We start from the raw sequence: 24361 nt of genomic DNA, 5'->3' as shown, positions 1-24361 counted from the left end.
ACACACTCCCCCATATCCGAACAGCGATGAAGGGTGTCGACCGGCCCCCGACGACCCCGGAGAATCCGGTATCACCTGGGATCATCCGACCCGGTACGGACGCCGGGGCGCGGGAGCCCCCCGCCCCGCCTTGACATCACCGGGCAAGCTGAGAAGCTAGAGGCAACAAAATCAAACAGAATCAATCATCGACCGGCGCCGGCCGCCCTCCGGGGCCGGCGGTGCGACGGAACGGGAGGGGCCGATGCTGGCCGCACAGCGCCGCGAGCTGATCCTCGAACAGGTCCGCCGGACGGGCGCCGTCCGCGTCACCGACCTGGTCGGGAGGCTGGGCGTCTCCGACATGACCGTCCGCCGCGACCTGGACGCCCTGGAGTCCCGGGGCGAGCTGCGCAAGGTGCACGGCGGGGCGGTCGCCCCGTCCGGGACCAGCACCGAGGAGCCCGGCTTCGAGGCCAAGTCCACCCTGCAGGTGGCGGAGAAGCACGCGATCGCCCGCGAGGTCGCCCGGCTGGTGGAGCCGGGCAGCGCCATCGGGCTGTCCGCCGGCACCACGCCGAGCATCGTCGCCGAGTACCTGCGCGACGTGCCCGGGCTGACCGTGGTCACCAACAGCCTGCGGGTCGCCGACGTGTTCCACCGCAGCACCCGCACCGACCAGACGGTGGCGGTGACCGGCGGCTTCCGCACCCCCTCCGACGCCCTGGTCGGGCCGATCGCGCTCCGCTCGGTGCACGACCTCCACCTGGACCTGCTGGTGCTGGGGGTGCACGGCATGCACGAGCGGGCCGGGTTCACCACGCCCAACCTGATGGAGGCGGAGATGAACCGGGCGCTGGTGGGGGCCTCCCGCTCGCTGGTCGTCGCCGCCGACCACACCAAGTGGGGGACGGTCGGGATCAGCACCATGGCCCCGCTGGACCGGTGCGACGTGCTGGTCAGCGACGCCGGGCTGGACGCGGCCGCGCGCGGGGTGCTCGCCGAGCACGTCGGCGAGCTGGTGGTCGCGGAGGCCGCCGGGGGCGGCGCCGGGGACGAGGAGCGGACGGGGAGATGAAGAGGACGTCGGCGCGCCTGGCGGACGGGCGCGAGATCATCTACTTCGACGAGGCGGAGGACCGGCCGGAGCCGCCCGCCGACCCGCGCGGGCTGCCGCCGCGCGAGGCGGCGCCGGAGGCCCGGTTCGACCCGCTGCTGCGCGAGTGGGTGGTGATGGCCGCGCACCGCCAGGGCCGCACCCACCTGCCGCCCAGCGACGACTGCCCGCTCTGCCCGTCCACCCCGGACCGGCCGACCGAGGTCCCCGCCCCCGCCTACGACGTGGTCGCCTTCGAGAACCGCTTCCCCTCGCTGGCCTCCCGGGACGGCGCGGGCCTGGAGGGCGTCGGGGAGCTGGAGCCGTCCCGCCGCCCGGCCGCCGGCCGGTGTGAGGTGCTCTGCTTCTCCTCCGACCACCGCGCGTCCTTCACCGACCTGCCGCCGGAGCGGGTCCGCACCATCGTCGACGCCTGGGCCGACCGCACCGCCGCGCTGTCCGCGCTGCCCGGGGTGGAGCAGGTGTTCTGCTTCGAGAACCGGGGCGCGGAGATCGGCGTGACCCTGCACCACCCGCACGGCCAGATCTACGCCTACCCGTTCACCGCCCCGCGCACCGAGCGGATGCTGGCCTCCGCCCTGGAGTACCGCGAGCGCACCGGGGGCGACCTGCTCGCCGACAACCTGGCCGCGGAGCGCCGCGCCGGACTGCGGGTGGTCTCCGAGAGCGCGCACTGGACCGCGTTCGTCCCGGCCGCCGCCCGCTGGCCGGTCGAGGTGCACCTGTACCCGCGGCGCAGGGCCGGCTCGCTGCCCGAGCTGACCGGCGCCGAGCGGGACGACTTCGCCCCGTTCTACCTGGACCTGCTCGGCCGGCTGGACCGGCTGTTCGGCGCGCCGCTGCCCTACGTCGCCGCCTGGCACCAGGCCCCGGTGCGCGCCGAGCCCGGCCTGGCCTACCTGCACCTGGAGGTGTTCTCGGTGCGCCGGGCGCCCGGAAAGCTCAAGTACCTGGCCGGATCCGAATCCGGCATGGGCGTGTTCGTCAGCGACGTGCTGCCCGAGACCACCGCCCGGCGACTGAGGGAGGCCGCACCGTGAAACTCCTGGTCACCGGCGGCGCCGGCTATATCGGCAGCGTGGTCGCCGCGCTGCTGACCGAGGCCGGGCACGCCGTCACCGTGCTCGACGACCTGTCCACCGGGCACCGGGACGCGGTGCCGGAGGGCGCGTCGTTCGCCGAGGCGAGCGTGTTCGACGCCGCCTCGGTGCTCGGCCCCTCCTATGACGCGGTGCTGCACTTCGCGGCGGAGTCGCTGGTCGGGGAGTCGGTGCGGGACCCGACGCCGTACTGGCGGACCAACGTCGCCGGGACGCTGGCGCTGCTGGAGGCGATGCGCGGGCACGGCGTCCGGCGCCTGGTCTTCTCCTCCACCGCCGCGGTCTACGGCGACCCGGAGGCCGTCCCGGTCTCCGAGGACGACCCGGCCCGGCCGACCAGCCCCTACGGCGCGAGCAAGCTCGCCGTCGACCACATGCTGCGCGGCTGGGCGGAGGCCTACGGGCTGGGCGCGGTGAGCCTGCGCTACTTCAACGTCGCCGGGGCGTACGGCCGGTTCGGCGAGCGGCACGCCGCCGAGACGCACCTGGTGCCCAACCTGCTGCGCGCCGCGGCCGGCGGCGGGGAGCCGGCCCGGCTGCACGGCACCGACTACCCGACCCGGGACGGCTCCGCGGTCCGCGACTACCTGCACGTCCTGGACCTGGCCGACGCGCACCTGCGGGCGCTGGAGGCGGTCCGGCCGGGGGTGCACCGGGTGTACAACCTGGGCACCGGCAGCGGGTCCACGGTCCGCGAGGTGCTCGGCGCGGTCCGCCGGGTCACCGGCCTCCCGGTCCCGGTCGAGGAGGGCCCGCGCCGCCCGGGCGACCCCGCGGTGCTCATCGCCGCCGGCGACCGGGCCCGCACCGAACTGGGCTGGAAGCCCCGCCGCTCGCTGGACGAGACCGTCTCCGACGCCTGGGCCTTCGCCCGCCGCCCGGGGAGCCCGTCATGACCGCCCCGGACACCGCGGGCGGCCCCGGGGCGGCGTTCCGGGAGGCGTTCGGCCGCGACCCGGAAGGGGTCTGGGCCGCGCCCGGCCGGATCAACCTGATCGGGGAGCACACCGACTACAACGACGGGTTCGTGCTGCCGTTCGCGCTGCCGCACACGCTGGCGGCGGCCGCCGCCCGGCGCGGCGACGGGCTGCTCCGGCTGCGCTCCCTGCAGTCCGGGGGCGGCGCCGTCGAGATCCCGGTCGCGGACCTGGAGCCGGGGGCGGTGTCCGGCTGGGCGGCCTACCCGGCCGGCTCGGTCTGGGCGCTGCGCGAGGCCGGGCACCCGGTCGGCGGGATGGACATGCTGGTGGACAGCGCCATCCCGGCCGGCGCCGGGCTCTCCTCCTCGGCCGCGCTGACCTGCGCGACGGTGCTGGCCGCCACCGCGCTGCACGGCCGGGCGCCCGGCCTCTGGGAGGTCGCCCGGACCGCGCAGCGGGCGGAGAACGACTTCGTCGGCATGCCGTGCGGGCTGCTGGACCAGTCGGCGGTGCTGCTCTCCGCCGAGGGGCGCGCCCTCTTCCTGGACGTGCGGTCGCTGGAGGCCGAGCAGGTGCCCTTCGCCCCGGAGGCGCACGGCCTGGCGGTGCTGACCATCGACACCCGGGCGCCGCACCGGCTGGTCGGCGGGATGTACGCCGAGCGGCGCCGCGCCTGCGAGCACGCCGCCCGGGTGCTGGGCGTCCCGTCCCTGCGCGACGTCCCCGCCGAGGGGCTCGCCGATGCGCTGGCGGCGCTGGACGACCCGGTGGTGCGGCGCAGGGTGCGGCACGTGGTCACCGAGAACGCGCGGGTGCTGGAGACGGTCGCCCTGCTCCGCTCCGGGCTGGTCCGGGACATCGGGCCGCTGCTCACCGCCTCGCACGCCTCGCTCCGGGACGACTACGAGGTGAGCGTCGCCGAGGTGGACACCGCGGTGGAGGCGGCGCTGTCCGCCGGCGCGCTGGGCGCCCGGATCACCGGCGGCGGCTTCGGCGGCTGCGTCATCGCCCTGGTCGAGTCGGACCGCGCCGGGGCCTGCGCCGAGGAGGTCCGCTCCGCTTACGCGGCGGCGGGTTTCACTCCCCCGTCCTTCTTCCGCGCCGCCCCCTCCCCCGGCGCGCGCCGCCTGCCCGCCTCCGGGGCCTGACCCCGCCCGCGGCGCCCCCGGGACCGTCCCCCGGGGGCGCCTTCCGCCCCCTCCGGGTCCGCCGGCCGGCCGCGCTGCCGGATGGAGGCGGGACCGCCCCACCGGACGGCGCCGGCGGAACGCCTCCGGCCCCGACTCCGGAACCGGACGCCCCCGCCCCTCGAAGGGCCCCGGGTATGCAGGCGCCCCCCGACCCGACCCGCAGGGCGCCCGCTCCGGTGGGTGGAGGCGGAGCCGCCCCACCGGACGGCACCGACGGAGAGCGCCTCCGCCCCGGGACTCGGAGCCGGCGGAACGCCTCCGGCCCCGGCTTCGCAGCCGGGCGGCCCCGCCCCCTCGAAGGGCCCCGGCTATGCAGGCGCCCCCCGGCCCCGCCCGCAGGGCGGGCGGCCGGTCCGCCGGGGGTCGGGCCGCGCTCTCCCCACCGCGTATCCGGCGGCCGCCCGGGACGCCCTTCCCCGCCTCCCGGTACCGGTCCGGCTCCGACCTGCGCGGGCGGCGGGCTCCGCCTGGCGCGAGCCCGTGCCGCGCGGACCGCGGTCCGCGCGGCACGCGCCGCCGCGGTCCGGCCGACCCGGTCGTCGGCGCCGAGCCCGCTCACCGGGCCGGAGCCGGGCGGGTCGGCCGCGGGTCGGCTACTCGGTCTTGATCGGGCCCGGGTGGGCGGCGAGGAGGAGGCCGGAGGCGCGGTGCAGGGCGGCGCGGTCCTGCTCCGGAACCTCCGCGAGGAGCCGGTCCTCGGCCTCGCGGACCGCCTGGGCGGCCTCGGCGAGCCTGGCGGTGCCGGCCCCGGTCGGGGCCACGATGTAGCGGCGGCGGTCGCGGGGGTTGCGGATGCGCTCGGCCAGGCCGAGGCGCTCCAGTTCGTCGACGGCGCCGACCATGACGTTGGGGTCGAAGCCCAGGGTCTTCGCGAGGTCCTGCTGGGACGGGGCGTCCATGGAGGCCGCGCCGGCGAGCACGTGGAACGTCCGCGGGGTCAGGCCGAGCGGCGCCAGGGTCCGCTGGGCCTCCGCGTAGATCAGGTCGCCGAGCTTGATCAGCCGGAACGCGGTCAGGTCGGCCAGCGGGCCGCGCACGCCGGCGCGCTCGCCCTTCTCTTCCGTGCTCTTCTCCGCCATGCGAACATCATAAGACTTCACAATAATATGCCTTCCATATGATCCCGACTCCCTATAGTCTCGGCATCCCAAGATCGTAGAGCGATAGGGATCCTCCGATGCCCACCCGACCCGGACGCCCGCCGCGTCCTCCGCACCGGACCGCCCTGTGGCGGCTGGGCGCCTTCGCCGCCCGGCGCAGGACCGCCGTCGCCGCGCTGTCCGCGCTGCTCTTCCTCATCGCCGTCGGCTACGGCGCGGGCGCGCTGAACGCGCTCTCCCTCTCCCGGCTGGAGGGGCCGCCCGGAAGCGAGTCCGCCCAGGCCAGGGCGGCGCTGGCCGAGGAGTTCGGCACCGGCGCGCCCAGCGTCACCCTGCTGGTCACCGCGGACGACGGGGACGTCGACTCCGCCGCCAGCAGCGCCGCCGGCCGGGCGCTGACCGAGGAGCTGGCCGCCGTCCCCGAGGTCGCCGAGGCCCACTCCTACTGGGACTCCGCCTCCTCGCCCGCGCTCCGCGGCGAGGACGGTTCCCAGGCGCTGGTGCTCGGCTTCATCCCGGGCGACGCGGACCGCACCCGCGGCGTCCTGGCCGAGCTGCACGCGGAGTTCGACCGCGCCGAGGACGGCCTCACCGTGCGGGTGACCGGGCGCGAGGAGGTCTTCCGGCAGATCGGCGAGGAGTCCTCGCGGGACTTCGTCCGGGCCGAGGCGCTGGTCTTCCCCGGCGTCTTCGTCCTGCTGCTCCTGCTGCTCCGCCGGCCCTGGGCCGCGGCGCTGCCGATGGCCGCCGGCCTGGCCGCCATCGCCGGGACCCTGGCCGCGCTGCGCGCCGCCGCGCTGGCCGCCGAGGTGTCCACGTTCGCGCTCAACCTGGTCCTGGTGCTCGGCATCGGCCTGGGGGTCGACTACGGGCTGATCATGGTCTCCCGGTTCCGCGAGGAGCGCCGCCGCGGCCGCCCGGTGCCGGAGGCCGTCGCCGCGACCACCGCCACCGCCGGGCGGACCGTGGTGTTCAGCGGCGTCACCGTGCTCGCCTCGCTGGCGGCGCTGCTCGTCTTCCCGATGCCGTTCATGCGCTCGTTCGCCTACGGCGGCGTCGCCGTGGTGCTCTTCGGCGTCCTCGCCGCCCTGGTCCTGCTGCCCGCGCTGCTGGCCCTGGCCGGCGACCGGGTGCTGCGCCGGGAGCCCGCCGGCCGCGCCGAGCGCGGCGGCCGGTTCTGGCACGCGCTGGCGGTCCGGGTGATGCGCCGCCCGGTGCTGCTCGGCGGGACGGCGCTGGCCGTGCTGCTGGTGCTCGGCTCGCCGTTCCTGGACGCCCGGTTCGGCCCCTCCGACGAGCGGATCCTGCCGCCCGGCTCGGCGGTCCGCGCCGCCGAGGACGAGCTCCGCGCCGGGTTCTCCACCGAGGCCCCGGACGCGATCCAGGTGGTCGCGACCGGTGCGGAGCCCGCCCCGGAGCAGGTCGCCGCCTACGCCGCCGAACTCTCCCGGGTCCCCGGGATCGCCCAGGTCGACTCGCCCGCCGGCCGGTACGCCGGCGGCGAGCGGACCGGCCCCGGCACCCCGGACCGGTTCGCCGAGGGCGGTTCCGTCCGGTTCTCCGCCGTTCCGACCGAGGAGCGGATGGACGCCGGCTCGGAGAGCCTGGTCCGCGAGGTGCGCGCGGTCGACGCACCGTTCGGCACGGCCGTCGGCGGCACCCCCGCCGAGTTCCTCGACTACCGGGACGCGGTGGTCGACGGCCTGCCGCTCGCTCTGGCGCTGGTCTTCGCGGCCACCGTCACCGTGCTGTTCCTGCTCTCCGGGAGCGTGCTGCTGCCGCTGAAGGCGACCGCGCTCAACCTGCTCAGCCTGTCGGTGATGTTCGGCGCGCTGGTCTGGGTCTTCCAGGAGGGGAACCTGGCCGGCGCGCTGGGGTTCACCCCGACCGGGTTCCTCGACACCAGCATCCCGGTCCTGATGTTCTGCATCGTCTACGGGCTGTCCATGGACTACGAGGTGTTCATCATGGCCCGGATGAAGGAGGAGTACGAGCGGACCGGGGACAACACCGCCGCCGTGGCCGCCGGGCTGGAGCGGACCGGGCCGCTGGTCACCGCGGCCGCCGCGATCCTCGCGCTCTCCTTCGCCGCCTACGCGACCTCCGGCGTGGTCTTCCTGAAGATGCTCGGGCTGGGCACCGCCCTGGTCGTCATCGCCGACGCCACCCTGGTCCGCGGCCTGCTGGTGCCGGCCCTGATGCGGCTGGCCGGCCGGGCCAACTGGTGGGCGCCGGGCCCGCTCCGCGCCCTGCACCGCCGCTTCGGCCTGCGCGAGGAGCCGGCGGACCCCGCCCCGCCGCCCGGCCCCGCCGGCGAGGAGGCGGACCGCCCGCGGACCGGCGCCCGGGGGTGACCGGGCTCCGGGGCGGCCCCGCCCCTCGACCCCGCCGGCGGAATCGCGGTTCCCGGGGAGCCCGGACCGCGCCGGCGCCTCCCGGGCTGAAGGAACTCCGATCCCGTTCAGCGGGGGGTCGTCATGGGCCTGGCCCCCAAGGGCAAGGGCGCCCCCGCCACCGGTGCGTCCTCCGGGACCGGCGCAGCGGCCGCGCGGCTGCTCACCGTCGGGGGGCCGGCGCGGCCCGGGACGCCGCGGCCGCCGGGGCGGGCGCCTTCACCCGCTGACCGCTCCCCACCGGGCGCCCCCGGCCCGAAGGGCCCGGAACCGCCCGGAAGGCCGGGTCCCGGCGGCGGCGCGAGGCCGCACAGCGGGTGGGCGGACCGCCCGGACGCCGGCAGCGGCGGCCGGGCCCCAGAGCGGCGAGGGGCCGGCGCGGCCCGCGCCGGTCACCGTTCCGGGGCGTGCAGGACCTCCGCGAGGCCGGCGACGGCGCGGCCGTTGAGCACGCTGGGGGAGAGCGCGACCGACTGCGGCAGCACCGCGATCCGGCCGTCGCGGACGGCGGTGCTGCGGGACAGCAGCGGGCTGGCGCGCACCGCCGCGATCAGCTTCTCCTCGGGCATCGGGGAGAAGCCGGTGAGCACCACCAGGGCCTCCGGGTCGGCGGCGGCGACCTGCTCCGCGCTGAGCTGGGCGAGGTCCGCCCCCTCCCCTTCGGCGATGTTCACCCCTCCGGCGCGGGCGATGATCCCGTTGACCAGGCTCGTCCCGCCCATCGTGCCGATCGGCCGCCCGGGTCCGGGAGGCGCGGACAGCGCCAGCACCCGCACCGGCCTCCCCTCCGGGACCCGGCCGGCGTCCCGCTCGATCCGCTCGACCAGCTCGGCCCCCCGCTCCGGGACGCCGAGCACCCCGGCCGCGTTCCGGATGAACTCCTCGGTCTCCCCGAGGCCGGACACCGGGCCCGGCGGGGAGCAGGAGACCAGCACGTCGATCCCGGCCCCGGAGAGCTCGTGCACGGTCGGCGTCCCGTCGAAGGTGCCGAACTGGAACATGTGCACCCCCATCACCAGGTCCGGTTCGGCCGCGACGACCGCCTCCCGGTTGCCCTGCCCCTCGTCGATGACGGGGATCCGGTCCAGTTCGGCCCGCTCCGGGCCGTCGAAGGCGGCGAAGAAGTCCGGCGCGGCGGTGCCGACGATCCGGTCCCCCTCCCCCAGCGCGTGCAGGATCGCGGCCGACCCGCCGTCCATGGTGACCACCCTGCGCGGCGGGGCGCCCGGTTCCGGCGGCGCCGGGCACGCATCGGTCTCGGAGGCCGCGGCGGGCCCGCCGGCCGTGCCGCACGCGGCGGCCAGGAGCAGCGCCCCCGCCGCCGCGAGGGCGCGCCCGCACCGGGCCGCCCGGCCGCCGGGGCGGCGGGCGGCCCCGGCGGCCCCGCGGTCAGCCACGGCCGGGCTCGTACTGGATGCCGCGGCGCACCTGGTCGGCGGCGGCCGGCCCGTCCAGGCGGGCCACCAGGTGCAGGGCCATGTCGATGCCGGCCGAGACCCCGGCGGAGGTGATGACGGCGCCCTCGTCCACGAACCGGGCGTCGTGCACCACGTCGATGCCCGGGTCGGCCTGGGCGAGCAGGCCCAGGGAGCGCCAGTGCGTGGTGGCCCGGCGCCCGGTGAGCAGGCCGGCCGCGGCCAGCACCAGGGACCCCGTGCACACGCTCGCCGTGATCGGGGTGGCGACGGCGCGGGCGCGCAGCCAGTCCAGGTGCTCCCGGTCCTCGGCCAGGGCGCCGGTGCCCCGGCCGCCGGGGTGGATCAGCACGTCCAGCGCGGGGGCGTCGTCCCGGGAGTGGTCGGCGGAGACCCGCAGGCCCTTGGCGCACCGGACGTCCTTCCCGTCCGGGCTGATCGCGAGGGTGCGGGGGGCGCCGGCGGCGACGTGGGCGGCCCAGAAGGAGAGCACCTCCCAGGGGCCGACCGCGTCGAGCTCCTCGACGTCGTCGAAGAACAGGATGCCGATGACCGGGGTGCGGGCTGGTCCGGCGGCGGTTGCGGAGGGGGTCATGACGGTCTCGCTTCCTCTCGGTGGGGGCCGGTCCGCGCACCCGGGCGGGTGCGCAGCGGCCGGGTGAGCAGCCGGGGGCGGCCGTCGACCGGGTCCGGGATCACGTCGCCCTCCAGGGCGAACACCTCCCGCAGCCGTTCGGCGGTGAGCACCTCGGCGGGTGCGCCGTGTCCGGCGATGCCGCCCCGGTCCAGGACGGCGACGCTGTCGGCGCAGTAGGCCGCGAGGTCCAGGGAGTGCAGCGCCGCGACGGCGGTGATCCCCAGCCCGCGGACCAGGTCCAGCACCTCGAACTGGTGCCGGGGGTCCAGGTGGTTGGTGGGTTCGTCGAGCACCAGCAGCCGGGGGCGCTGGGCGAGGGCGCGGGCGAGCAGCACTCGCTGCCGCTCGCCGCCGGAGAGCGTGGCGATCGGCCGCGCGGCCAGGTGCGCGCAGCCGGTCGACTCCAGGGACTCGGCGACGACCTCCCGGTCGGTGCGGCCGAGCCGGCCGAGCGGCCCCAGGTGCGGCGAGCGCCCCAGCGCGACGGCCTCCTCCGCGGTGAAGTCGAAGCCGCCGTGCTGGTCCTGCCCGAGCACGCCGACCCGTCGGGCGACGTCCCGGTGCGGGAGGCGCCACAGGTCGTCCTCGCCGAGCAGGAGCCGCCCGGCGCCGGGGCGCAGCACCCGGTAGACGGTCTTGAGCAGGGTGGACTTGCCGCTGCCGTTCGGCCCGACCAGCGCGGTCAGGGTGCCCGGCGCGAGATCCAGGTCCACGCCCTCGACCGCGGGCACCGCGGTCCAGCCGGCGGTGACGCCGCGTACGCGGAGCCTCATGGGGCGTCCCCTCCCACCAGGTTCGAGCGGCGGAGCGCCGCGACGAAGAACGGCACTCCGACCGCCGCGGTGAGGATGCCGATCGGCAGCTCGGTGGGGGCCAGCACGGTGCGCGCCGCGGTGTCCGCCCAGACCAGCAGGAGCGCGCCGAGGAGCGCGGCGACCGGGACCGCGCGCCGGTGCTCGGCGCCGACCAGCAGCCGGGCCAGGTGCGGAACGACCAGGCCGACGAAGCCGATGGTGCCGGAGACGGCGACCACCGTCCCGGTGAGCAGCGCGGTCGCGGTGAACGCCACCGCCCGCGCCCGGCCGGGGTCGAGACCCAGCGCGGAGGCGGCCTCGTCGCCGAGCACCAGCAGGTTCAGCCGCCCGGCGGAGGCCAGCACCGCCGCGGTGAGCGCGGTGACCGCGGCGGCGCAGGTCAGCGCGAGGTCCCAGCGGGCACCGGCGAGGCTGCCGAGCAGCCAGAACAGCACCTGCTGCTGGGCGTCGGCGGACTCCGCGCGCAGCACCAGGAAGGAGGTGAGGCCGCCGAGGAGCTGGCCGACGGCGATGCCCGCCAGGATGAGCCGGGTCCGGGAGAGCGTGCCCGCGGTCCGGGAGACCGCGTAGACGCCGATTCCGGCGGCGAGCGCCCCGGCGAACGCGGCGGCGGGCAGGGTCACCGCGCCGAGCAGCGCCGATCCGACGGTGGTGGTGACGGCGACCGCGCCCACGGCGGCCCCGGAGGAGAGCCCGAGGACGTGCGGGTCGGCGACCGGGTTGCGGACGACCGCCTGCACCACGATCCCGGCGACGGCGAGCCCGGCGCCGACGAACACCCCCTGCACCACGCGGGGGGCGCGCAGCTCCCAGACGATGTAGTCGGCGTATCCGGCGCCGGGGCCGGGCGGGCCGGCCCCGGAGAGGCGGTCGGCGAGGACCCGCAGCACGGCGCCGGGGCCGATGCCGACCGGTCCGACGCCCACCGCGACCACGGCGGACCCGGCCAGCAGCAGCGCCAGCGCGGCGAGCAGCACCGGCAGCGGCACGGCCGGCCGGCGCCCGGTTCCGCCGGGGCCGCCCGGGGCCCGGGCGGGTGCGCCGGACGCGGGTGCTCCCGGAGCGGCCGCGGTCATCCCCGCCTCCGCCCCGGGAGGCCTCCGGCCGTTCCCGTCCTCGTTCTCCGCCGCCTCATCAGGGTGCCTCCGTCCGTCTCCGGCCGACCGGGCGTCGGCGTCACCGGGAACCGTCGGCCCCTGCGCCCCGGGAGTTCCCCGGAGTTCCGCCTTCGTCCGCTTTTTCGGGGTCCGTGTCCGGATGGGTGGGCAGGGCGGTCCGCCGCCCCGCCGGGCGGAGGCCGCCTTCCGCAACCGCGCGACTGCGCATCGCGGCGGAGGGGTATCCCCATCGCGGCGCGGCCGCCCCCCGGCCGCGCGGATCGGAGGAGCACGGATGCTGAACGTGATCGGCGCGGGGTTCCCGCGCACCGGGACGACCTCGATGAAGGCGGCGCTGGAGCTGCTCGGCCTCGGCCCCTGCCACCACATGTTCGACGTGATGGGCACCCCGGCCCTGGCCGAGCGGTGGGCCGAGGCGCACGCCTCCCCCGGCCCGGAGACCGACTGGGAGCACCTGCTGCAGGGCTGGCGGTCCGGGGTGGACTGGCCGGTCTCCTTCTTCTGGCGGGAGCTGGCCGAGGCCTTCCCGGAGGCGAAGTTCGTGCTCACCACCAGGGACCCGCACCGCTGGTACACCAGCATGCGGGAGACCATCTTCCAGCTGGCCGAGCAGCGCGGCGGGACCCCCTTCCCGGACGCGATGGCGCACATGCGGGCGTTCACCCCGCTGATGGAGCACATGTGGCGCACGCACTTCGGCGGGCCCCTCGGCCGCACGCCGGACGAGGCGACCGCCGTGGCCGCGTTCGAGCGGCACAACGCCGAGGTCCGGGCCGCCCTCCCGGCCGACCGGCTGCTGGTGTACCGGGTCGGCGAGGGCTGGGACCGGCTCTGCGCCTTCCTCGGCACCGGCGTCCCGGACGAGCCCTTCCCGCACCTCAATGACACCGCGTCCATGCAGAGCACGCAGCAGGAGTTCGCGCGCGGCGATATCCCCGAATTCCCCGGCACCCGGAGCACCTGACCCCGGTTCCGATCTCCGGCGAAAAAGGGGAGAACGGCGACGAGATCGCCGTTCTCCCCTTTTTCATCCCCGAATCGGCATTCCGTCCACCGGCCCGAGCGGAGCCCGCACGCCCCCCACCGGCGCGACCAGGGGTATCGGAGAGCCCGCCGCACCGGAAACAAACTCGCCGCAACCCGTCCGCGGATCAGAATTCCCGGCCGACGAAACGCCACCTAAACGGACGAAAGATCTCCGGACACCCGTCGCCTCGTTTCTCTTTTCCTTCCTTCGGATACGAATTCGACCGCACCGTGGGAGCCTTTTCCGCGGCGCCCTGACCAGGGCGCGCGGCCGCCTTTCCCTTCCCCCGTACCCGAAGGACCCCCATGCTTCCTGCCATGCCCCGCGACCAGCGCGAGGCGTTCCTCTCCGAGGTGCGCGTCGGCGTCCTCGGCGTCGACGACCCCCGCGGAGCCTCCGCGCCGCTGCTGGCCCCCGTCTGGTACCTGTACGAGCCCGGCGGCGAGATCACCGTGCAGACCGGCCGCGACTCGGTCAAGGCCCGGCTGATCGGCACCGCCCGCAGGTTCAGCCTGTGCGTCCAGGACGAGACCGCCCCCTACCGCTACGTCAGCGCGGAGGGCCCGGTCACCGGATGGGCCGACCCGGCCGACCCCGCCGCCCGGGAGGCCATGGCGCTGCGCTACCTCGGCCCCGACGAGGCGGCCCGCTACCTGGAGGCCACCAAGGAGCAGCTCGACGGCGACGTCACGGTCCGGATGCGCCCGCAGCGCTGGCGAGCCGCCGACTTCGCCTCCTTCGCCGCGGAATTCGGCTGACCCGGGCCGGCACCACGAAAGGAGCCCACGTGACGACGACCCGCTCCGCCGCGGCCGCCGCGCGGACCGCAGACCTCGCCGGACCCGCCGCCGACTACCCCCGCGACGCCCTGCTGCACGACCTGTTCGACGTCCGCGCGCTGCTGCACCCCCAGGCCCCGGCGGTGCGGCACGGCGGGCGCGAACTGAGCTACGGCGAACTGGCCGACCGGTCCCGCGCGCTGGCCGCGCGGCTGCGCGGCGCGGGCGTGCGCACCGGCGACGCCGTCGGGGTGTGCGGCCGCCGCTCCCCGGAGGCCCTCGCCGCCTTCCTCGGCGTGCTCCGCGCCGGAGCCGCCTACGTGCCGCTCGACGACGACCACCCGCCGGCCCGGCTGAACGCGATGGCCGAGGACGCCGGGGTGCGCACCGCCGTGGTGCTGCCCGGCGGCTCCTGCCGGATCCGCCGGCTGCGCGCCCGGCTCGACCTGGACGGCTCCGCACCGGACCGCGCGTCGGCCGCCGCGCCGGACGGCCCGCCCGCCGCGGCGACCGACGCCGCCTACACCATGTTCACCTCCGGCTCCACCGGGCGGCCCAAACCGGTGGCGGTGCCGCACCGCGGCGTGCTCCGGCTGGCCGCCTCCGACCCGGACCTGCCCCGCCCCGGCCCCGGCGACCGGGTACTGCACGGCTACGGGCTCTCCTCCGACGCCTCCACCATCGAGATCTGGTCCGCCCTGCTCGGCGGGGCCTGCCTGGTGATCGCCGACCGCGAGGTGCTGGTGTCGCCGCCCGCCCTGGGCCGGCTGATCGCGGCCGAGGAGATCGCCGTCGCCTACCTCACCACCAGCGTCTTCCACCACACCGCCCGCACCCTGCCCGCGGCGCTGCGCCCGCTGCGCTGGGCCTCGGCCGGCGGCGAGGCGATGGACCCGGCGCTGGCCCGCGCGGTGCTCCGGGCCTGCCCCGGCACCCGGGTCGCCAACCTGTACGGCCCCACCGAGAACACCGTGGTCTCCACCGTGCACCTGGTGGACGAGGTGCCCGACGGCGCGCGCAGCGTGCCGATCGGCCGCCCGCTGGCCAACTCCTCCTGCCGGGTGGTCCGCCCGGACGGCTCGGTGGCCGACGCGGGCGAGGAGGGCGAGCTGCTGGTCGGCGGGGACGGCCTGGCCCTCGGCTACCTGGGCGACCCGGCCGGCACCGCGGAGCGGTTCGTCCGCGGCCCCGGCGGCGGGCGCTGGTACCGCACCGGCGACCGGGCGGTGCTCCGCGCCGACGGCGCCCTGGAGTACCTGGGCCGGGTCGACCGCCAGCTCAAGGTGCGCGGCCAGCGCATCGAGCCGGACGAGGTGGAGGCCCGGCTGCGCGAGCACCCGGCCGTCGGCGAGGCGGCGGTGGAGGCCGCGCCCTCCGGCGGGCTCACCGCCTACCTGACCGCCGCCCCCGGCGCCGGCCCGCTCGACCCGGCCGAGCTGCGCGCCTTCTGCGCCGAGTGGCTGCCCGGACCGGCGGTGCCGCGCGCCTTCACCGAGCTGCCCGAGTTCCCGGTGTCCGCGGCCGGAAAGGTGGACCGCGGCCGGCTCGCCGCCGCGCCGGTCCGGCCCCCGGCCGGGCCCCGGGGCGCGGACCGGGAGGGCGCGCCCGCCGTCCGCGGCGTGCCGGACGCCGTCGCCTCGGTGTGGGAGGGCGTGCTGGGCTCCCGCCCCGGCCCCGACGACGACTTCTTCCGCTCCGGCGGCGACTCGCTGCTCGCCTCGGAGGTGGTGGTCCGGCTCCGCGCGATGTTCGGCATCGACGCCGGGCACGGCAGCCGGCTGATCCGCGCGCTGCTGGACCGGCCCACCCCGGCCGGGCTGGCCGCCGCCGTCGACGGCGTCCGGGGGGCGCCCGCCGGCGGCGCCGAGCCCGGCCCGGTGGACTTCGCCGCCGAGGCGGAGCTCGGCTTCACCCTGCCGCCCGCCTCCGGCCCGCCGCCGCGCCCGCACGCACCCGAGGACGTGCTGCTCACCGGCGCCACCGGGTTCGTCGGCGCGTTCCTGCTGCACCGGCTGCTCACCCGCACCGGCGCCCGGGTGCACTGCCCGGTGCGGGCCCGCGACGCCGGGCACGCCCGCCGCCGGGTCCTGGCCAACCTGGACCGGTACGGGCTGGACGCCGGCGGCGCCGAGCAGCGCGCCGTCTGCTTCCCCGGCGACCTGGCCGCCCCCGGGCTGGGCCTGGAGGCCGGCCGCGCCGCCGAGCTGTCCGACCGGCTCGACCTGGTGCTGCACTCCGGGGCGCAGGTCAACTTCATCTACCCCTACACCGCGCTGCGCGCCGCCAACGTGGACGGCACCCGGGAGGTGGTCCGGATCGCCGCGCCGCGCCGGGTCCCGGTGCACTTCCTGTCGACCGTGGCGGTGCTCTCCGGGTTCGGCGCCGCCGGGGTGCGCACCGTCTCCGAGGACCTCCCGCTGGCCCACGCCGACCGGCTGACCATGGGCTACGGGGAGAGCAAGTGGGTCGCCGAGGAGGTGCTGCGCGGCGCCGCCGCCCAGGGGCTGCCGGTCGCGGTGCACCGCCCCTACGAGGTCACCGGCGCCCCGGACACCGGGGTGTGCAACACCGAGACCGCGATCTGCTCGCTGTTCAAGATGGTCGCGGAGACCGGGCTGGCCCCCGGCATCGAGCTGCCGATGGACTTCGTCCCGGTGGACCACCTGGCCGACGCGGTGCTGCACATCGCCGCCTCCGGCGCCCCCGGCCTGCGCACCTACCACCTGACCAACCCGCGCCCGGCGGGGCTGGGCGACGTGGTGGCGCGGATGCGGGCCGCCGGGTACGAGATCCGCACCATCCCCTACGACCGGTGGGTGGCCGCGCTGGTCGAGCACGTCGCGGCCGACCCGACCAGCCCCACCGCGCCGTTCGTCTCGCTCTGCGTGGACCGGGGCCGCGGCTCCGACCGGTCGGTCAAGGAGATGTACCTGCGCGGCGTCTTCCCCGACCTGCTCCGGGACAACACCGACGCGGCGCTGGCCGGCAGCGGCCTGCACTGCCCGCCGGTGGACGACGCGCTGATCGACCGCTACCTGGAGTTCTTCTTCGCCTCCGGCTACATCCGGCGGCCCGGAGCACCGGTGGAGGCCCGATGAGCGCCCCGGTCCCCGCGGCGCCGGCCGGGCCCGCGCCCGGCGACCCGTTCGGCGACGCCTACCGGGCGGTGCTCGCGGCGGGCGGCCGCCCCGGCGCCGCGCACCTGGTCTACGAGCTCGCCGACGGCTACGTCTACGCCGAGGACGCGGCGTTCTACCTGTCCGGCCCGGAGGCGTGGTGGCCGGTGGACCGGGAGGCCTACCTCCGCTGCTCCGGCCGGGTGCTGGACGTCGGCTGCGGCGCCGGGCGCCAGGCGGTGCACCTGGCCGCGCGCGGCTGCGAGGTGGTCGGCGTGGACCCGTCGCCCGGCGCGGTCGCGGCCGCGCGCGCCCGCGGCGTGCGGGCCCTCCCCGGCTCGCTGCCGGAGCTGGAGCTGGACGAGCCGCCGTTCGACTCCTTCCTGCTCGCCGGGGCCAACCTCGGCCTGCTCGGCGGCGCGGAGGGGACCCGGGCGGCGCTGCGCCGCCTCGCCGGGCTGGCCCGCCCCGGCGCGCGGATCCTCGGCACCACGATGATCGTGCCCGGCGGCACCACCCGGATGCGGGTCCGGTACGGCGCCGCCGCCTCGGAGTGGTCCGACTTCCACTTCCTGCCGCCGGACGGCATCGCCGCGGCCGCCGCGGAGGCCGGCTGGCGCCTCGCCGACGTGGTGCACGACCCCGCCACGCCGTGGCCCACCTACCTCGCCGAGCTGCGCCTGGAGGGGGAGGCATGACCGCGCTCGACGGCGCCCCCGGCGCACCGCACGCCCCCGCCGCGCCGCCCGTCCCCCCGCCCGAGCCGGGCTCCCCGGGGTCTCCGTGCGGGTACGCCTCGCTGCGCGCCGCGGGCGGGCCGACCCGCGCCGTGCTGCCGCAGGGCGAGACGGTCTGGCTGGTCACCCGGTACGAGCAGGTGCAGGCCGCGCTGGCCGACCCGCGGCTGGTCCGCCCGGTGATCTCCACCTGGCCGCCGGGCCGGGGCGGCGGCGCCGGCCGCCGGGTGCTCACCCTGCTGGAGCTGAACGGCCCCGAGCACCGGCGGGTGCGCGGCGCGGCCTCCCCAGCGTTCGCCCCGCGCCGCCTGGAGCGGTTCGCCCCGCGGGTCCGCGCCCTGGCCGAGGAGGCCGCCGACCGGATGGCCGCCCGCGGCGGCTCCGCCGACCTGGTCGCCGACTTCACCGGCCCGTTCCCGGTCGCGGTGCTCTGCGCGCTGCTGGGCATCGCCCCGGGCGCGGAGAAGGGGTTCCAGCCCCTGGTGGAGACGGTGCTGAAGGCGACCCAGGTGCCGCTGGAGCGGATCCTCGGCGCCCTGTCCGAGCTGCAGGACTTCGCCGCCGCCCTGGTGGACCGGCAGCTCCGCGAGCCCGGCGGCGACGTGCTCGGCGAACTGGCCGCCGGCTCCGCGGCGGAGGGCGGGCTGAGCCGGGACGAGCTGGTGACCTTCACCGTCAGCATGCTGATGGCCGGGTACAAGACCAACGTCCAGCACTTCGCCGCGGCCGTGCTCTCCCTGCTGGGCGGGGACGGCGGGCCGGCCCGTCCGCTGCCCGCCGACCCGTCCGGGCCGCTGGTCGAGGAGCTGCTCCGGTACGTCCCGCTGATGAACGCGATCGTGCTGCTGGTCGCCGAGGAGGACCTGGAGCTGGGCGGGGCGGAGATCCGGCGCGGCGACGCGGTGATGCCGGTGCTGGCCTCCGCCAACCGGGACGGCGCGGTGTTCGACTCCCCCGACGAGCTGCACCCGGGCCGCGCCCCCAACCCGCACCTGGTGTTCGGCCGCGGCCCGCACTACTGCCTCGGCGCGCACCTGACCCGGATGCAGCTCCGCATCGGCCTGGGCGTGCTCGCCGAGCGCTTCCCCGGCCTGCGCCTGGCGGTCCGCCCCGAGGAGGTGGAGTGGGACGACGCCTCCCCGCTCCGCGCGCCGCTGCGGCTGCCCGTCCGCTGGTGACCGCCGATACGCCGAAGTGTGAGGAGAGCGCTTTGAGGACGCCAGGCCCGCCGCCGGGGACGCCCGCCGGCGCGCTCCGCCGCCCCGGGAACGCCTGCGCGGCGCCGGCCGCGGCCGCCCGTGCCCTCCAGCGGGGGCACCGGGCGGGCCGGCCGGCGGCGCCGGGGCCCGCACACCGAGGGGACCGGGCGGCCGGCGCCCGGAACCGCGGCCGCCCGGTGGCCGGAACCGCCGGCGCCGCCCCGCTCCGGAACCCGAAGGGACCGGGGCCGCAGCGGTTCCCCGGCACCCCCGCCGCCCCGCCGGCGCGCGCGGGCGGGGCCGCACCCCCGATACCGCCCGTCCCCCGGACGGACCGCCCAGAGCCGAGAGAGAAGGTGGGAGCCGCGTGACCGCCCCCGAGCAGACCCTGCCCCGGTACCCGTTCAGCACCGACGGGGACCGGCTCTCCCCCCGGCTGGACGAGATGCGCGCCCGCTGCCCGGTGGGCCGGGTGACCACCAACGGCGGCGACGAGGCCTGGCTGGTCACCGGGCACCGGGAGGCCCGGACGGTGCTCCGCGACCCCCGGTTCGCCCGGTCCCTGGTCGCCGGGGACCAGAGCCCGGTCCAGGACGCGCCGATCTTCGCGCCCGAGCTCCTCGACGCCCTGGAGTACCTGCGCCGGGCCGGGCTGTACGAGGAGGTCCGCCGGGCGCTCGGCCCGGACCTGCCGGACCTGCCGGAGGAGTGGCTGGCCGGCGAGGCCCGGTCGGCGCTGGCCGAGGTGCCCGGCCCCGGCGGCGGGCGGGCCGACCTGCAGGCGGTCTTCGCCGCGCGCCTGGCCGGGCGGGCGATGTGCAGGCTGCTCGGGCTGCCCGCGGCGGACCTGCCCCGGCTGGCGGCCTGGGCCGACACCGACCTGACCATGGGGCTGCCCACCGATGCCGTGCACGCCAACTGGCGCGGGCTCCGCGACCACCTGATGGCGCGGATGGCGCCGTTCGCCGACGGGGAGCGCCCGCCCGGGGCCGGCCTGCTGCCCCGGCTGGCGGCCGCCAACGCCGCCGGCGCCGCCCGCGCGGACGGCGCGGACGGCGCCGGAGCCCCGGCGCTCACCCGGGAGCAGCTGGCCAACGTGCTCGGCGTGGTGTTCGTCGCCGGCTACGAGGACCTGGCGAGCTTCCTCGGCGTCGCCGCGTTCCACCTGCTGGGCCGCCCGGACGCCCTGGAGGAGCTGCGCACCCGCCCGGAGTCGGCGCACGGCCACGTGGAGGAGGCGCTCCGGTTCGGCGTGGTGCTGGGCAACGCGCTGGCCCGGATCGCCACCGAGGAGGCCGAGCTGGCCGGGGTGCGGCTGCGCCCCGGGGAGATGGTGCTCGTCTCCACCGACGCCGCCAACCACGACCCGTCGGCCTTCCCCGAGCCGCACCGCTACATCCCGGAGCGCCGCCCCAACCCGCACCTGCGGTTCGGGCACGGCCCGCACTACTGCCCCGGCGCGCACCTGACCCGGGTGGTCTCCCGGATCGCCTTCACCGAGCTGGCGAAGGTCCCCGGGCTGCGGCTCGCGGTCCCGGCCGAGCAGGTCGGGTGGGAGCCCGACCGGATGGCGATCATGCCCGCCGCCCTGCCGGTGCACCGCCGGAGCCGGCCCCTTCCCCGTCCCTCCTGAGAAAGGCACCGACCATGAACCGACCCGCCGTCATCCTGCTCAGCGGGGGCCTGGACTCCGCGACCGCGCTCGCCATCGCCGCGGAGCAGGGCTTCACCCCCTACGCGCTGAGCTTCCGCTACGGCCAGCGGCACGCCGCGGAGCTGCGGGCCGCGCGCCGCACCGCCGAGCTCGCCGGCGTCGCCCGGCACGTGGTCGCCGACATCGACCTGCGGGTCTTCGGCGGCTCCGCGCTCACCGACGACATCGAGGTGCCCAAGGACTCCTCCGACGAGGAGATCTCCTCCGGCATCCCGGTGACCTACGTGCCCGCCCGCAACACGATCTTCCTCTCCTTCGCGCTGGCCTACGCCGAGACCATCGGCGCGGCCGACGTGTTCACCGGCGTCAACGCGGTCGACTACAGCGGCTACCCGGACTGCCGGCCGGAGTACCTGGCCGCCTACGAGGCGATGGCCAACCTGGCCACCAAGGCCGGGGTGGAGGGCGACCGGCCGCTGCGGCTGCACGCCCCGCTGATCGACCTCACCAAGGGGGAGATCATCCGGGAGGGGCTGCGGCTGGGCGTCGACTACGCCGCCACGTCGAGCTGCTACGACCCGGACGGGGACGGCCGCGCCTGCGCCCGCTGCGACACCTGCCGGCTCCGCCTCAAGGGCTTCGCCGAGGCCGGCGTCCCCGACCCCGCGCCCTACCGGAGCACGCCGCGATGACCTACTTCATCAAAGAGATCTTCTACACCCTGCAGGGCGAGGGGGCGCACGCCGGCCGCCCCGCGGTGTTCTGCCGCTTCTCCCGGTGCAACCTGTGGACCGGGCTGGAGCGCGACCGGCACCGCGCGGTCTGCAGGTTCTGCGACACCGACTTCGTCGGCACCGACGGGGTGAACGGCGGCCGGTTCCGCACCGCCGGCGAGCTGGCCGACGCGGTCGAGAAGCAGTGGCTGCCGGACACCGCGGCGCACCGGTTCGTGGTGTGCACCGGCGGCGAGCCGCTGATCCAGCTGGACGCCGCCGCGGTGGACGCGCTGCACGACCGGGGCTTCGAGATCGCCGTGGAGAGCAACGGCACCCAGGTGCCGCCGCCCGGTCTGGACTGGCTCTGCATCAGCCCGAAGATCGGGGCGGAGCTGGTGGTGGAGCGCGGCGACGAGCTCAAGCTGGTCTACCCGCAGGAGGGCGGCGACCCGGCGCTCTTCGAGCACCTCGACTTCGGGTCGTTCCGGCTGCAGCCGATGGACGGCCCGGAGGTGGAGGAGAACACCCGCGCCGCCGTCGCCTACTGCCTGGACCACCCGCGCTGGAACCTGTCCCTGCAGACCCACAAGCAACTGGGGATCGCCTGATGAGCACCGCACCGACCGCCCAGGACGCGCCGCTCCGGCACGGGGTGACCGTCCGGCACAACTTCGAGACCGCGCACCGGCTGCCGCACCTCTCGGGCAAGTGCGAGAACCTGCACGGCCACTCCTGGTGGGCCGAGGTGTCGGTGGCCGCCCCGGAGCTGAGCGCCGGCACCGTCGTGGAGTTCGGCGCGTTCAAGTCCGGGCTGCGCGCCTGGATCGACGCCAACCTGGACCACGGCGCGATGCTCGGCGCCGACGACCCGCTGGCCAAGGCCCTGCCCGACCTGGGCAGCCGGGTCTACCGGTTCGGCGCCGCGGACCCGGCGCCCGCGGAGCGGTTCGCCGCCGGCCTGCCCTACCCGACGGTGGAGGCGGTCGCCGAGCTCCTCGGCCGGGTCGCCGCCGACCTGCTCGGCTCCCTGGACACCGCCCCGGGCGCCCGGCTGCGCTCGGTGCACGTCCAGGAGACGCACGTCAACCGCGCCGAGTGGACCGGATGACCCGCCGCCCCGGCCGCCGCTCCGGCCACCGCCGCGCATCCCTCCGCCCGACCGCGGCCCGCCCGGCGGCCGCCCCGCAAGCATGAGGAGCACACCCGTGACGACCGTCTCCACTCCGGCCGCCCGCGACACCCCGAACGGCGCCCGCCCGGCACGCGAGGCACCACCGGACGGCGCCGCCGAACCGCCTGCCTCCCCGCCCCGCGCCGCCGGGGACGCCACCGGGGACACCGCCGCCCGGGAGGAGGCCGCGGACGGCGCCCTCCCCCCGAACGGCGCACGGCCGGCGGACGCACCCCGCGACGGCGCACCGCCGGACGCCCGCCGGGACCGCGCGCCCCGGGACGGCGCGCCGCCGCGGGCCGCCGTCGAGCACGCCCGCGCCATGCTGGCCGAACTCGGGCTGGCCTGCGACACCGAGTCCACCCGGCGGACGCCGGAGCGGTTCGTCGCCGCCCTCGCCGACATGACCCGCGGCCTGCGCCTGGACCCCGACCGCCACCTCGGCGTCCGGTTCCCGCCCGAGTCGGCGTCCCAGGGCGTGATCGCCGCCGTCGACGTCCCGTTCGTCGCGCTCTGCGAGCACCACCTGCTGCCGTTCCCGGGCCGGGCCACCGTCGCCTACCTGCCGGCGCCCGGCGCGCCCATCGTCGGCCTGTCCAAACTCGCCCGCCTGCTCCGCGAGTACGCGGCCCGCCCCCAGGTCCAGGAGCGGCTCGGCGAGCAGACCGTCGCCGCCCTCGACCGCGGCCTCTCCCCGGCCGGCGCCGCCTGCCTGATCCGCTCCGAGCACGCCTGCATGACCCTCCGCGGCGCCGAGGCGCACGGCGCCGCCATGGTCACCACCCACCTCACCGGCGTCTTCGACACCGACCCGGTGCTCCGCGCCGAGATCCACCGCCTGGCCCCGTCCGCCCTCCGCTGACCGGCCCGGAGCCGGCCCCGGCCGGGGAGGGCCGCCTCCCGCACGGAGGGGACGGGCACCGGCGGCGAGGGCATGCGGGCCCCGGTGGAGCGTGCGCGGGCCGGGCGGCTTGGCGGCGCAGGCGGTCCATCGGGGCGGAGCACCGCCGAGAGGGAGCCCGGCCGGACCGTCCTGGGCGGTCCGGTGCACCCGGCCCGCGCAGGTCCTGCCGCCACCGCTCCGCCCCGCCGCCCGGCGGGCCGTCCGTCCGCAGGGGCGGAAAACCGGGTGCCCGGCCGGGGCGGGCGTTGCTAGCGTGCGCCGCATGGAGCAGCGGCCCGAGGACTTCGACGACCACCGGCTGACCGGCGTACTGCGGGAGTGGGGGATCGACGCGGCGGAGACCGGCTACCTCCCGGTCGGGTTCGGCGACCACCACTGGTCGGTGACCGGCGCCGACGGACGGCGGTACTTCACCACCCTGTCCGACCTGGAGCGCAAGGACCACTGCGGACCGACGCCGGACGCCGCCTTCGCCGGGCTGCGCGACGCCATGGACACCGCGGTCGAACTGGGCGGGCGCGGGCTGGGCTTCGTCGTCGCCCCGCTGCGCACCGGGGACGGGCGGAGCACGGTCCGGGTCGGCGGGCGCTACGCGCTGGCGGTCTTCCCGCACACCCCGGGCTCCTCGGGGAGCTACGACGGCGAGCGCTCCGACGAGGAGCGGGAGCGGGTGCTGGACCTCCTCGCCGAACTGCACCGGCAGCCGCCGCCGGCGCGGACCCCGCGCACCTCCCTGCAGCCGCACGGGCGCGACCGGCTGGCGGCGGCGCTGGAGGAGACCGGCACGCCGTGGCGGGGCGGGCCGTTCGCCGAGCCCGCCCGGGAGCTGATCGCGGCCTGCGCCGACGCGCTGCGCGACCGGCTGGCCGACTTCGACCGGCTCGCCGCCGAGGTGGAGCGGCGCGGCGCGGCGCAGGTGGTGACGCACGGCGAGCCGCACCCCGGGAACCTGATGGACGACGGGTCGGCGCTGCGCCTGGTGGACTGGGACACCGCGGGCCTGGCCGTCCCCGAGCGCGACCTGTCCGAGTTCGGCACCGACCCGGCCCTGTTCGCCCGGTACACCGAGCGGACCGGCCACGCCCCCGACCCGGCCGCGCTCGCCCTCTACCCGCTCCGCTGGAACCTCGGCGAGGCCGCCGAGTACCTCGGCTGGTTCCGCGCCCCGCACACCCGCACCCGCGACACCGAACTCGGCTGGCGGGGCCTGGCCGAGACCGTGCACCGCCTGGCCGCCGCCCCCGTCCCCCTCCCCTGACCCCGGCCTCGGGGGC

General features: G+C 77.5%; 21 protein-coding genes. 16 read left to right on the top strand and 5 right to left on the bottom strand.

What is annotated here, in order from left to right:
• Window positions 1-244: 244 nt before the first annotated feature.
• Genes J0910_RS04255 through galK form a run of 4 tightly spaced genes read left to right on the top strand, consistent with a single transcriptional unit; the run spans window position 245 to window position 4264 of the window.
• A complete protein-coding gene (locus J0910_RS04255) occupies window positions 245-1057 on the top strand; it encodes a DeoR/GlpR family DNA-binding transcription regulator (protein WP_420157201.1) in 813 nt (270 codons plus the stop codon).
• Window positions 1054-2136: a galactose-1-phosphate uridylyltransferase gene (gene galT, locus J0910_RS04250; RefSeq protein ID WP_420157200.1), complete on the top strand. Its 1083-nt coding sequence runs from the start codon at window positions 1054-1056 to the stop codon at window positions 2134-2136. The genes J0910_RS04255 and galT overlap by 4 nt, the downstream gene beginning before the upstream one ends.
• Window positions 2133-3092, top strand: a complete 960-nt coding sequence (gene galE / locus J0910_RS04245; RefSeq protein ID WP_420157199.1) for a UDP-glucose 4-epimerase GalE — start codon at window positions 2133-2135, stop codon at window positions 3090-3092. Before galT ends, galE begins: the two co-directional genes overlap by 4 nt.
• Window positions 3089-4264, top strand: a complete 1176-nt coding sequence (galK, locus tag J0910_RS04240; RefSeq protein ID WP_420157198.1) for a galactokinase — start codon at window positions 3089-3091, stop codon at window positions 4262-4264. The genes galE and galK overlap by 4 nt, the downstream gene beginning before the upstream one ends.
• A 635-nt stretch (window positions 4265-4899) precedes the next feature.
• Here galK and J0910_RS04235 read toward each other — a convergent pair.
• Entirely contained in the window at window positions 4900-5385 is a 486-nt protein-coding gene (locus tag J0910_RS04235; RefSeq protein ID WP_420157197.1) for a MarR family winged helix-turn-helix transcriptional regulator, read from the bottom strand.
• Between the two features lie 98 nt (window positions 5386-5483).
• Here J0910_RS04235 and J0910_RS04230 point away from each other — a divergent pair, with 98 nt between their 5' ends.
• Window positions 5484-7760, top strand: coding sequence for an MMPL family transporter (locus J0910_RS04230; RefSeq protein ID WP_420157196.1), 2277 nt, complete (start codon window positions 5484-5486; stop codon window positions 7758-7760).
• Window positions 7761-8191: 431 nt separating this feature from the next.
• Here J0910_RS04230 and J0910_RS04225 read toward each other — a convergent pair whose 3' ends face one another.
• Genes J0910_RS04225 through J0910_RS04210 form a run of 4 tightly spaced genes read right to left on the bottom strand, consistent with a single transcriptional unit; the run spans window position 8192 to window position 11655 of the window.
• The gene (locus J0910_RS04225) at window positions 8192-9196 is read right to left on the bottom strand and encodes an ABC transporter substrate-binding protein (RefSeq protein ID WP_420157195.1); all 1005 of its coding nucleotides are present in this window, start codon (window positions 9194-9196) and stop codon (window positions 8192-8194) included.
• Window positions 9189-9809 carry a DJ-1/PfpI family protein gene (locus tag J0910_RS04220; protein ID WP_420157194.1) on the bottom strand — a complete coding sequence of 207 codons (621 nt, stop codon included), beginning with the start codon at window positions 9807-9809 and terminating at the stop codon, window positions 9189-9191. The genes J0910_RS04225 and J0910_RS04220 overlap by 8 nt, the downstream gene beginning before the upstream one ends.
• Complete coding sequence (locus J0910_RS04215; RefSeq protein ID WP_420157193.1) at window positions 9806-10624, bottom strand: ABC transporter ATP-binding protein; 819 nt, start codon at window positions 10622-10624, stop codon at window positions 9806-9808. The genes J0910_RS04220 and J0910_RS04215 overlap by 4 nt, the downstream gene beginning before the upstream one ends.
• Window positions 10621-11655, bottom strand: coding sequence for a FecCD family ABC transporter permease (locus tag J0910_RS04210; RefSeq protein WP_420157192.1), 1035 nt, complete (start codon window positions 11653-11655; stop codon window positions 10621-10623). The genes J0910_RS04215 and J0910_RS04210 overlap by 4 nt, the downstream gene beginning before the upstream one ends.
• 403 nt (window positions 11656-12058) lie before the next feature.
• Between J0910_RS04210 and J0910_RS04205 the strand changes: the two genes are divergently transcribed.
• The 11 genes from J0910_RS04205 (at window position 12059) to J0910_RS04155 (ending at window position 24345) form a co-directional block, all read left to right on the top strand.
• Window positions 12059-12748 (top strand): sulfotransferase family protein, encoded by a 690-nt coding sequence (locus tag J0910_RS04205; RefSeq protein ID WP_420157191.1) that lies wholly within the window; start codon window positions 12059-12061, stop codon window positions 12746-12748.
• Between the two features lie 380 nt (window positions 12749-13128).
• Window positions 13129-13569 (top strand): pyridoxamine 5'-phosphate oxidase family protein, encoded by a 441-nt coding sequence (locus J0910_RS04200; RefSeq protein WP_420157190.1) that lies wholly within the window; start codon window positions 13129-13131, stop codon window positions 13567-13569.
• Window positions 13570-13598: 29 nt separating this feature from the next.
• Complete coding sequence (locus J0910_RS04195) at window positions 13599-16688, top strand: amino acid adenylation domain-containing protein (protein WP_420157189.1); 3090 nt, start codon at window positions 13599-13601, stop codon at window positions 16686-16688.
• Window positions 16685-17404, top strand: coding sequence for a class I SAM-dependent methyltransferase (locus J0910_RS04190; RefSeq protein ID WP_420157188.1), 720 nt, complete (start codon window positions 16685-16687; stop codon window positions 17402-17404). The genes J0910_RS04195 and J0910_RS04190 overlap by 4 nt, the downstream gene beginning before the upstream one ends.
• The gene (locus J0910_RS04185; RefSeq protein WP_420157187.1) at window positions 17401-18621 is read left to right on the top strand and encodes a cytochrome P450; all 1221 of its coding nucleotides are present in this window, start codon (window positions 17401-17403) and stop codon (window positions 18619-18621) included. Before J0910_RS04190 ends, J0910_RS04185 begins: the two co-directional genes overlap by 4 nt.
• Before the next feature lie 388 nt (window positions 18622-19009).
• Window positions 19010-20275 (top strand): cytochrome P450, encoded by a 1266-nt coding sequence (locus J0910_RS04180; RefSeq protein ID WP_420157186.1) that lies wholly within the window; start codon window positions 19010-19012, stop codon window positions 20273-20275.
• A gap of 14 nt (window positions 20276-20289) precedes the next feature.
• A complete protein-coding gene (gene queC / locus J0910_RS04175; protein ID WP_420157185.1) occupies window positions 20290-20988 on the top strand; it encodes a 7-cyano-7-deazaguanine synthase QueC in 699 nt (232 codons plus the stop codon).
• Window positions 20985-21620, top strand: a complete 636-nt coding sequence (queE, locus tag J0910_RS04170; RefSeq protein WP_420157184.1) for a 7-carboxy-7-deazaguanine synthase — start codon at window positions 20985-20987, stop codon at window positions 21618-21620. Before queC ends, queE begins: the two co-directional genes overlap by 4 nt.
• Complete coding sequence (locus J0910_RS04165) at window positions 21620-22120, top strand: 6-pyruvoyl trahydropterin synthase family protein (RefSeq protein WP_420157183.1); 501 nt, start codon at window positions 21620-21622, stop codon at window positions 22118-22120. The genes queE and J0910_RS04165 overlap by 1 nt, the downstream gene beginning before the upstream one ends.
• Before the next feature lie 97 nt (window positions 22121-22217).
• A complete protein-coding gene (gene folE / locus J0910_RS04160) occupies window positions 22218-23045 on the top strand; it encodes a GTP cyclohydrolase I (RefSeq protein ID WP_420157182.1) in 828 nt (275 codons plus the stop codon).
• Window positions 23046-23349: 304 nt separating this feature from the next.
• Window positions 23350-24345 carry a phosphotransferase gene (locus J0910_RS04155; protein ID WP_420157181.1) on the top strand — a complete coding sequence of 332 codons (996 nt, stop codon included), beginning with the start codon at window positions 23350-23352 and terminating at the stop codon, window positions 24343-24345.
• Window positions 24346-24361 lie beyond the last annotated feature (16 nt).

Origin of the sequence: Nocardiopsis oceanisediminis, assembly GCF_048595525.1 — a bacterium.
Taxonomy (GTDB): Bacteria; Actinomycetota; Actinomycetes; order Streptosporangiales; family Streptosporangiaceae; genus Nocardiopsis_A; species Nocardiopsis_A oceanisediminis.
This window is presented reverse-complemented; position numbering and strand designations above follow the sequence as displayed.

What these genes read in the sequence shown, in the direction of transcription:
- J0910_RS04255 (WP_420157201.1), top strand. Translation starts at nt 245, where the DNA reads ATGCTGGCCGCACAGCGCCGCGAGCTGATCCTCGAACAGGTCCGCCGG.
- galT (WP_420157200.1), top strand. Translation starts at nt 1,054, where the DNA reads ATGAAGAGGACGTCGGCGCGCCTGGCGGACGGGCGCGAGATCATCTAC.
- galK (WP_420157198.1), top strand. Translation starts at nt 3,089, where the DNA reads ATGACCGCCCCGGACACCGCGGGCGGCCCCGGGGCGGCGTTCCGGGAG.
- J0910_RS04235 (WP_420157197.1), bottom strand. Translation starts at nt 5,385, where the DNA reads ATGGCGGAGAAGAGCACGGAAGAGAAGGGCGAGCGCGCCGGCGTGCGC.
- J0910_RS04230 (WP_420157196.1), top strand. Translation starts at nt 5,484, where the DNA reads ATGCCCACCCGACCCGGACGCCCGCCGCGTCCTCCGCACCGGACCGCC.
- J0910_RS04220 (WP_420157194.1), bottom strand. Translation starts at nt 9,809, where the DNA reads ATGACCCCCTCCGCAACCGCCGCCGGACCAGCCCGCACCCCGGTCATC.
- J0910_RS04215 (WP_420157193.1), bottom strand. Translation starts at nt 10,624, where the DNA reads ATGAGGCTCCGCGTACGCGGCGTCACCGCCGGCTGGACCGCGGTGCCC.
- J0910_RS04205 (WP_420157191.1), top strand. Translation starts at nt 12,059, where the DNA reads ATGCTGAACGTGATCGGCGCGGGGTTCCCGCGCACCGGGACGACCTCG.
- J0910_RS04200 (WP_420157190.1), top strand. Translation starts at nt 13,129, where the DNA reads ATGCCCCGCGACCAGCGCGAGGCGTTCCTCTCCGAGGTGCGCGTCGGC.
- J0910_RS04190 (WP_420157188.1), top strand. Translation starts at nt 16,685, where the DNA reads ATGAGCGCCCCGGTCCCCGCGGCGCCGGCCGGGCCCGCGCCCGGCGAC.
- J0910_RS04185 (WP_420157187.1), top strand. Translation starts at nt 17,401, where the DNA reads ATGACCGCGCTCGACGGCGCCCCCGGCGCACCGCACGCCCCCGCCGCG.
- queC (WP_420157185.1), top strand. Translation starts at nt 20,290, where the DNA reads ATGAACCGACCCGCCGTCATCCTGCTCAGCGGGGGCCTGGACTCCGCG.
- queE (WP_420157184.1), top strand. Translation starts at nt 20,985, where the DNA reads ATGACCTACTTCATCAAAGAGATCTTCTACACCCTGCAGGGCGAGGGG.
- J0910_RS04165 (WP_420157183.1), top strand. Translation starts at nt 21,620, where the DNA reads ATGAGCACCGCACCGACCGCCCAGGACGCGCCGCTCCGGCACGGGGTG.
- J0910_RS04155 (WP_420157181.1), top strand. Translation starts at nt 23,350, where the DNA reads ATGGAGCAGCGGCCCGAGGACTTCGACGACCACCGGCTGACCGGCGTA.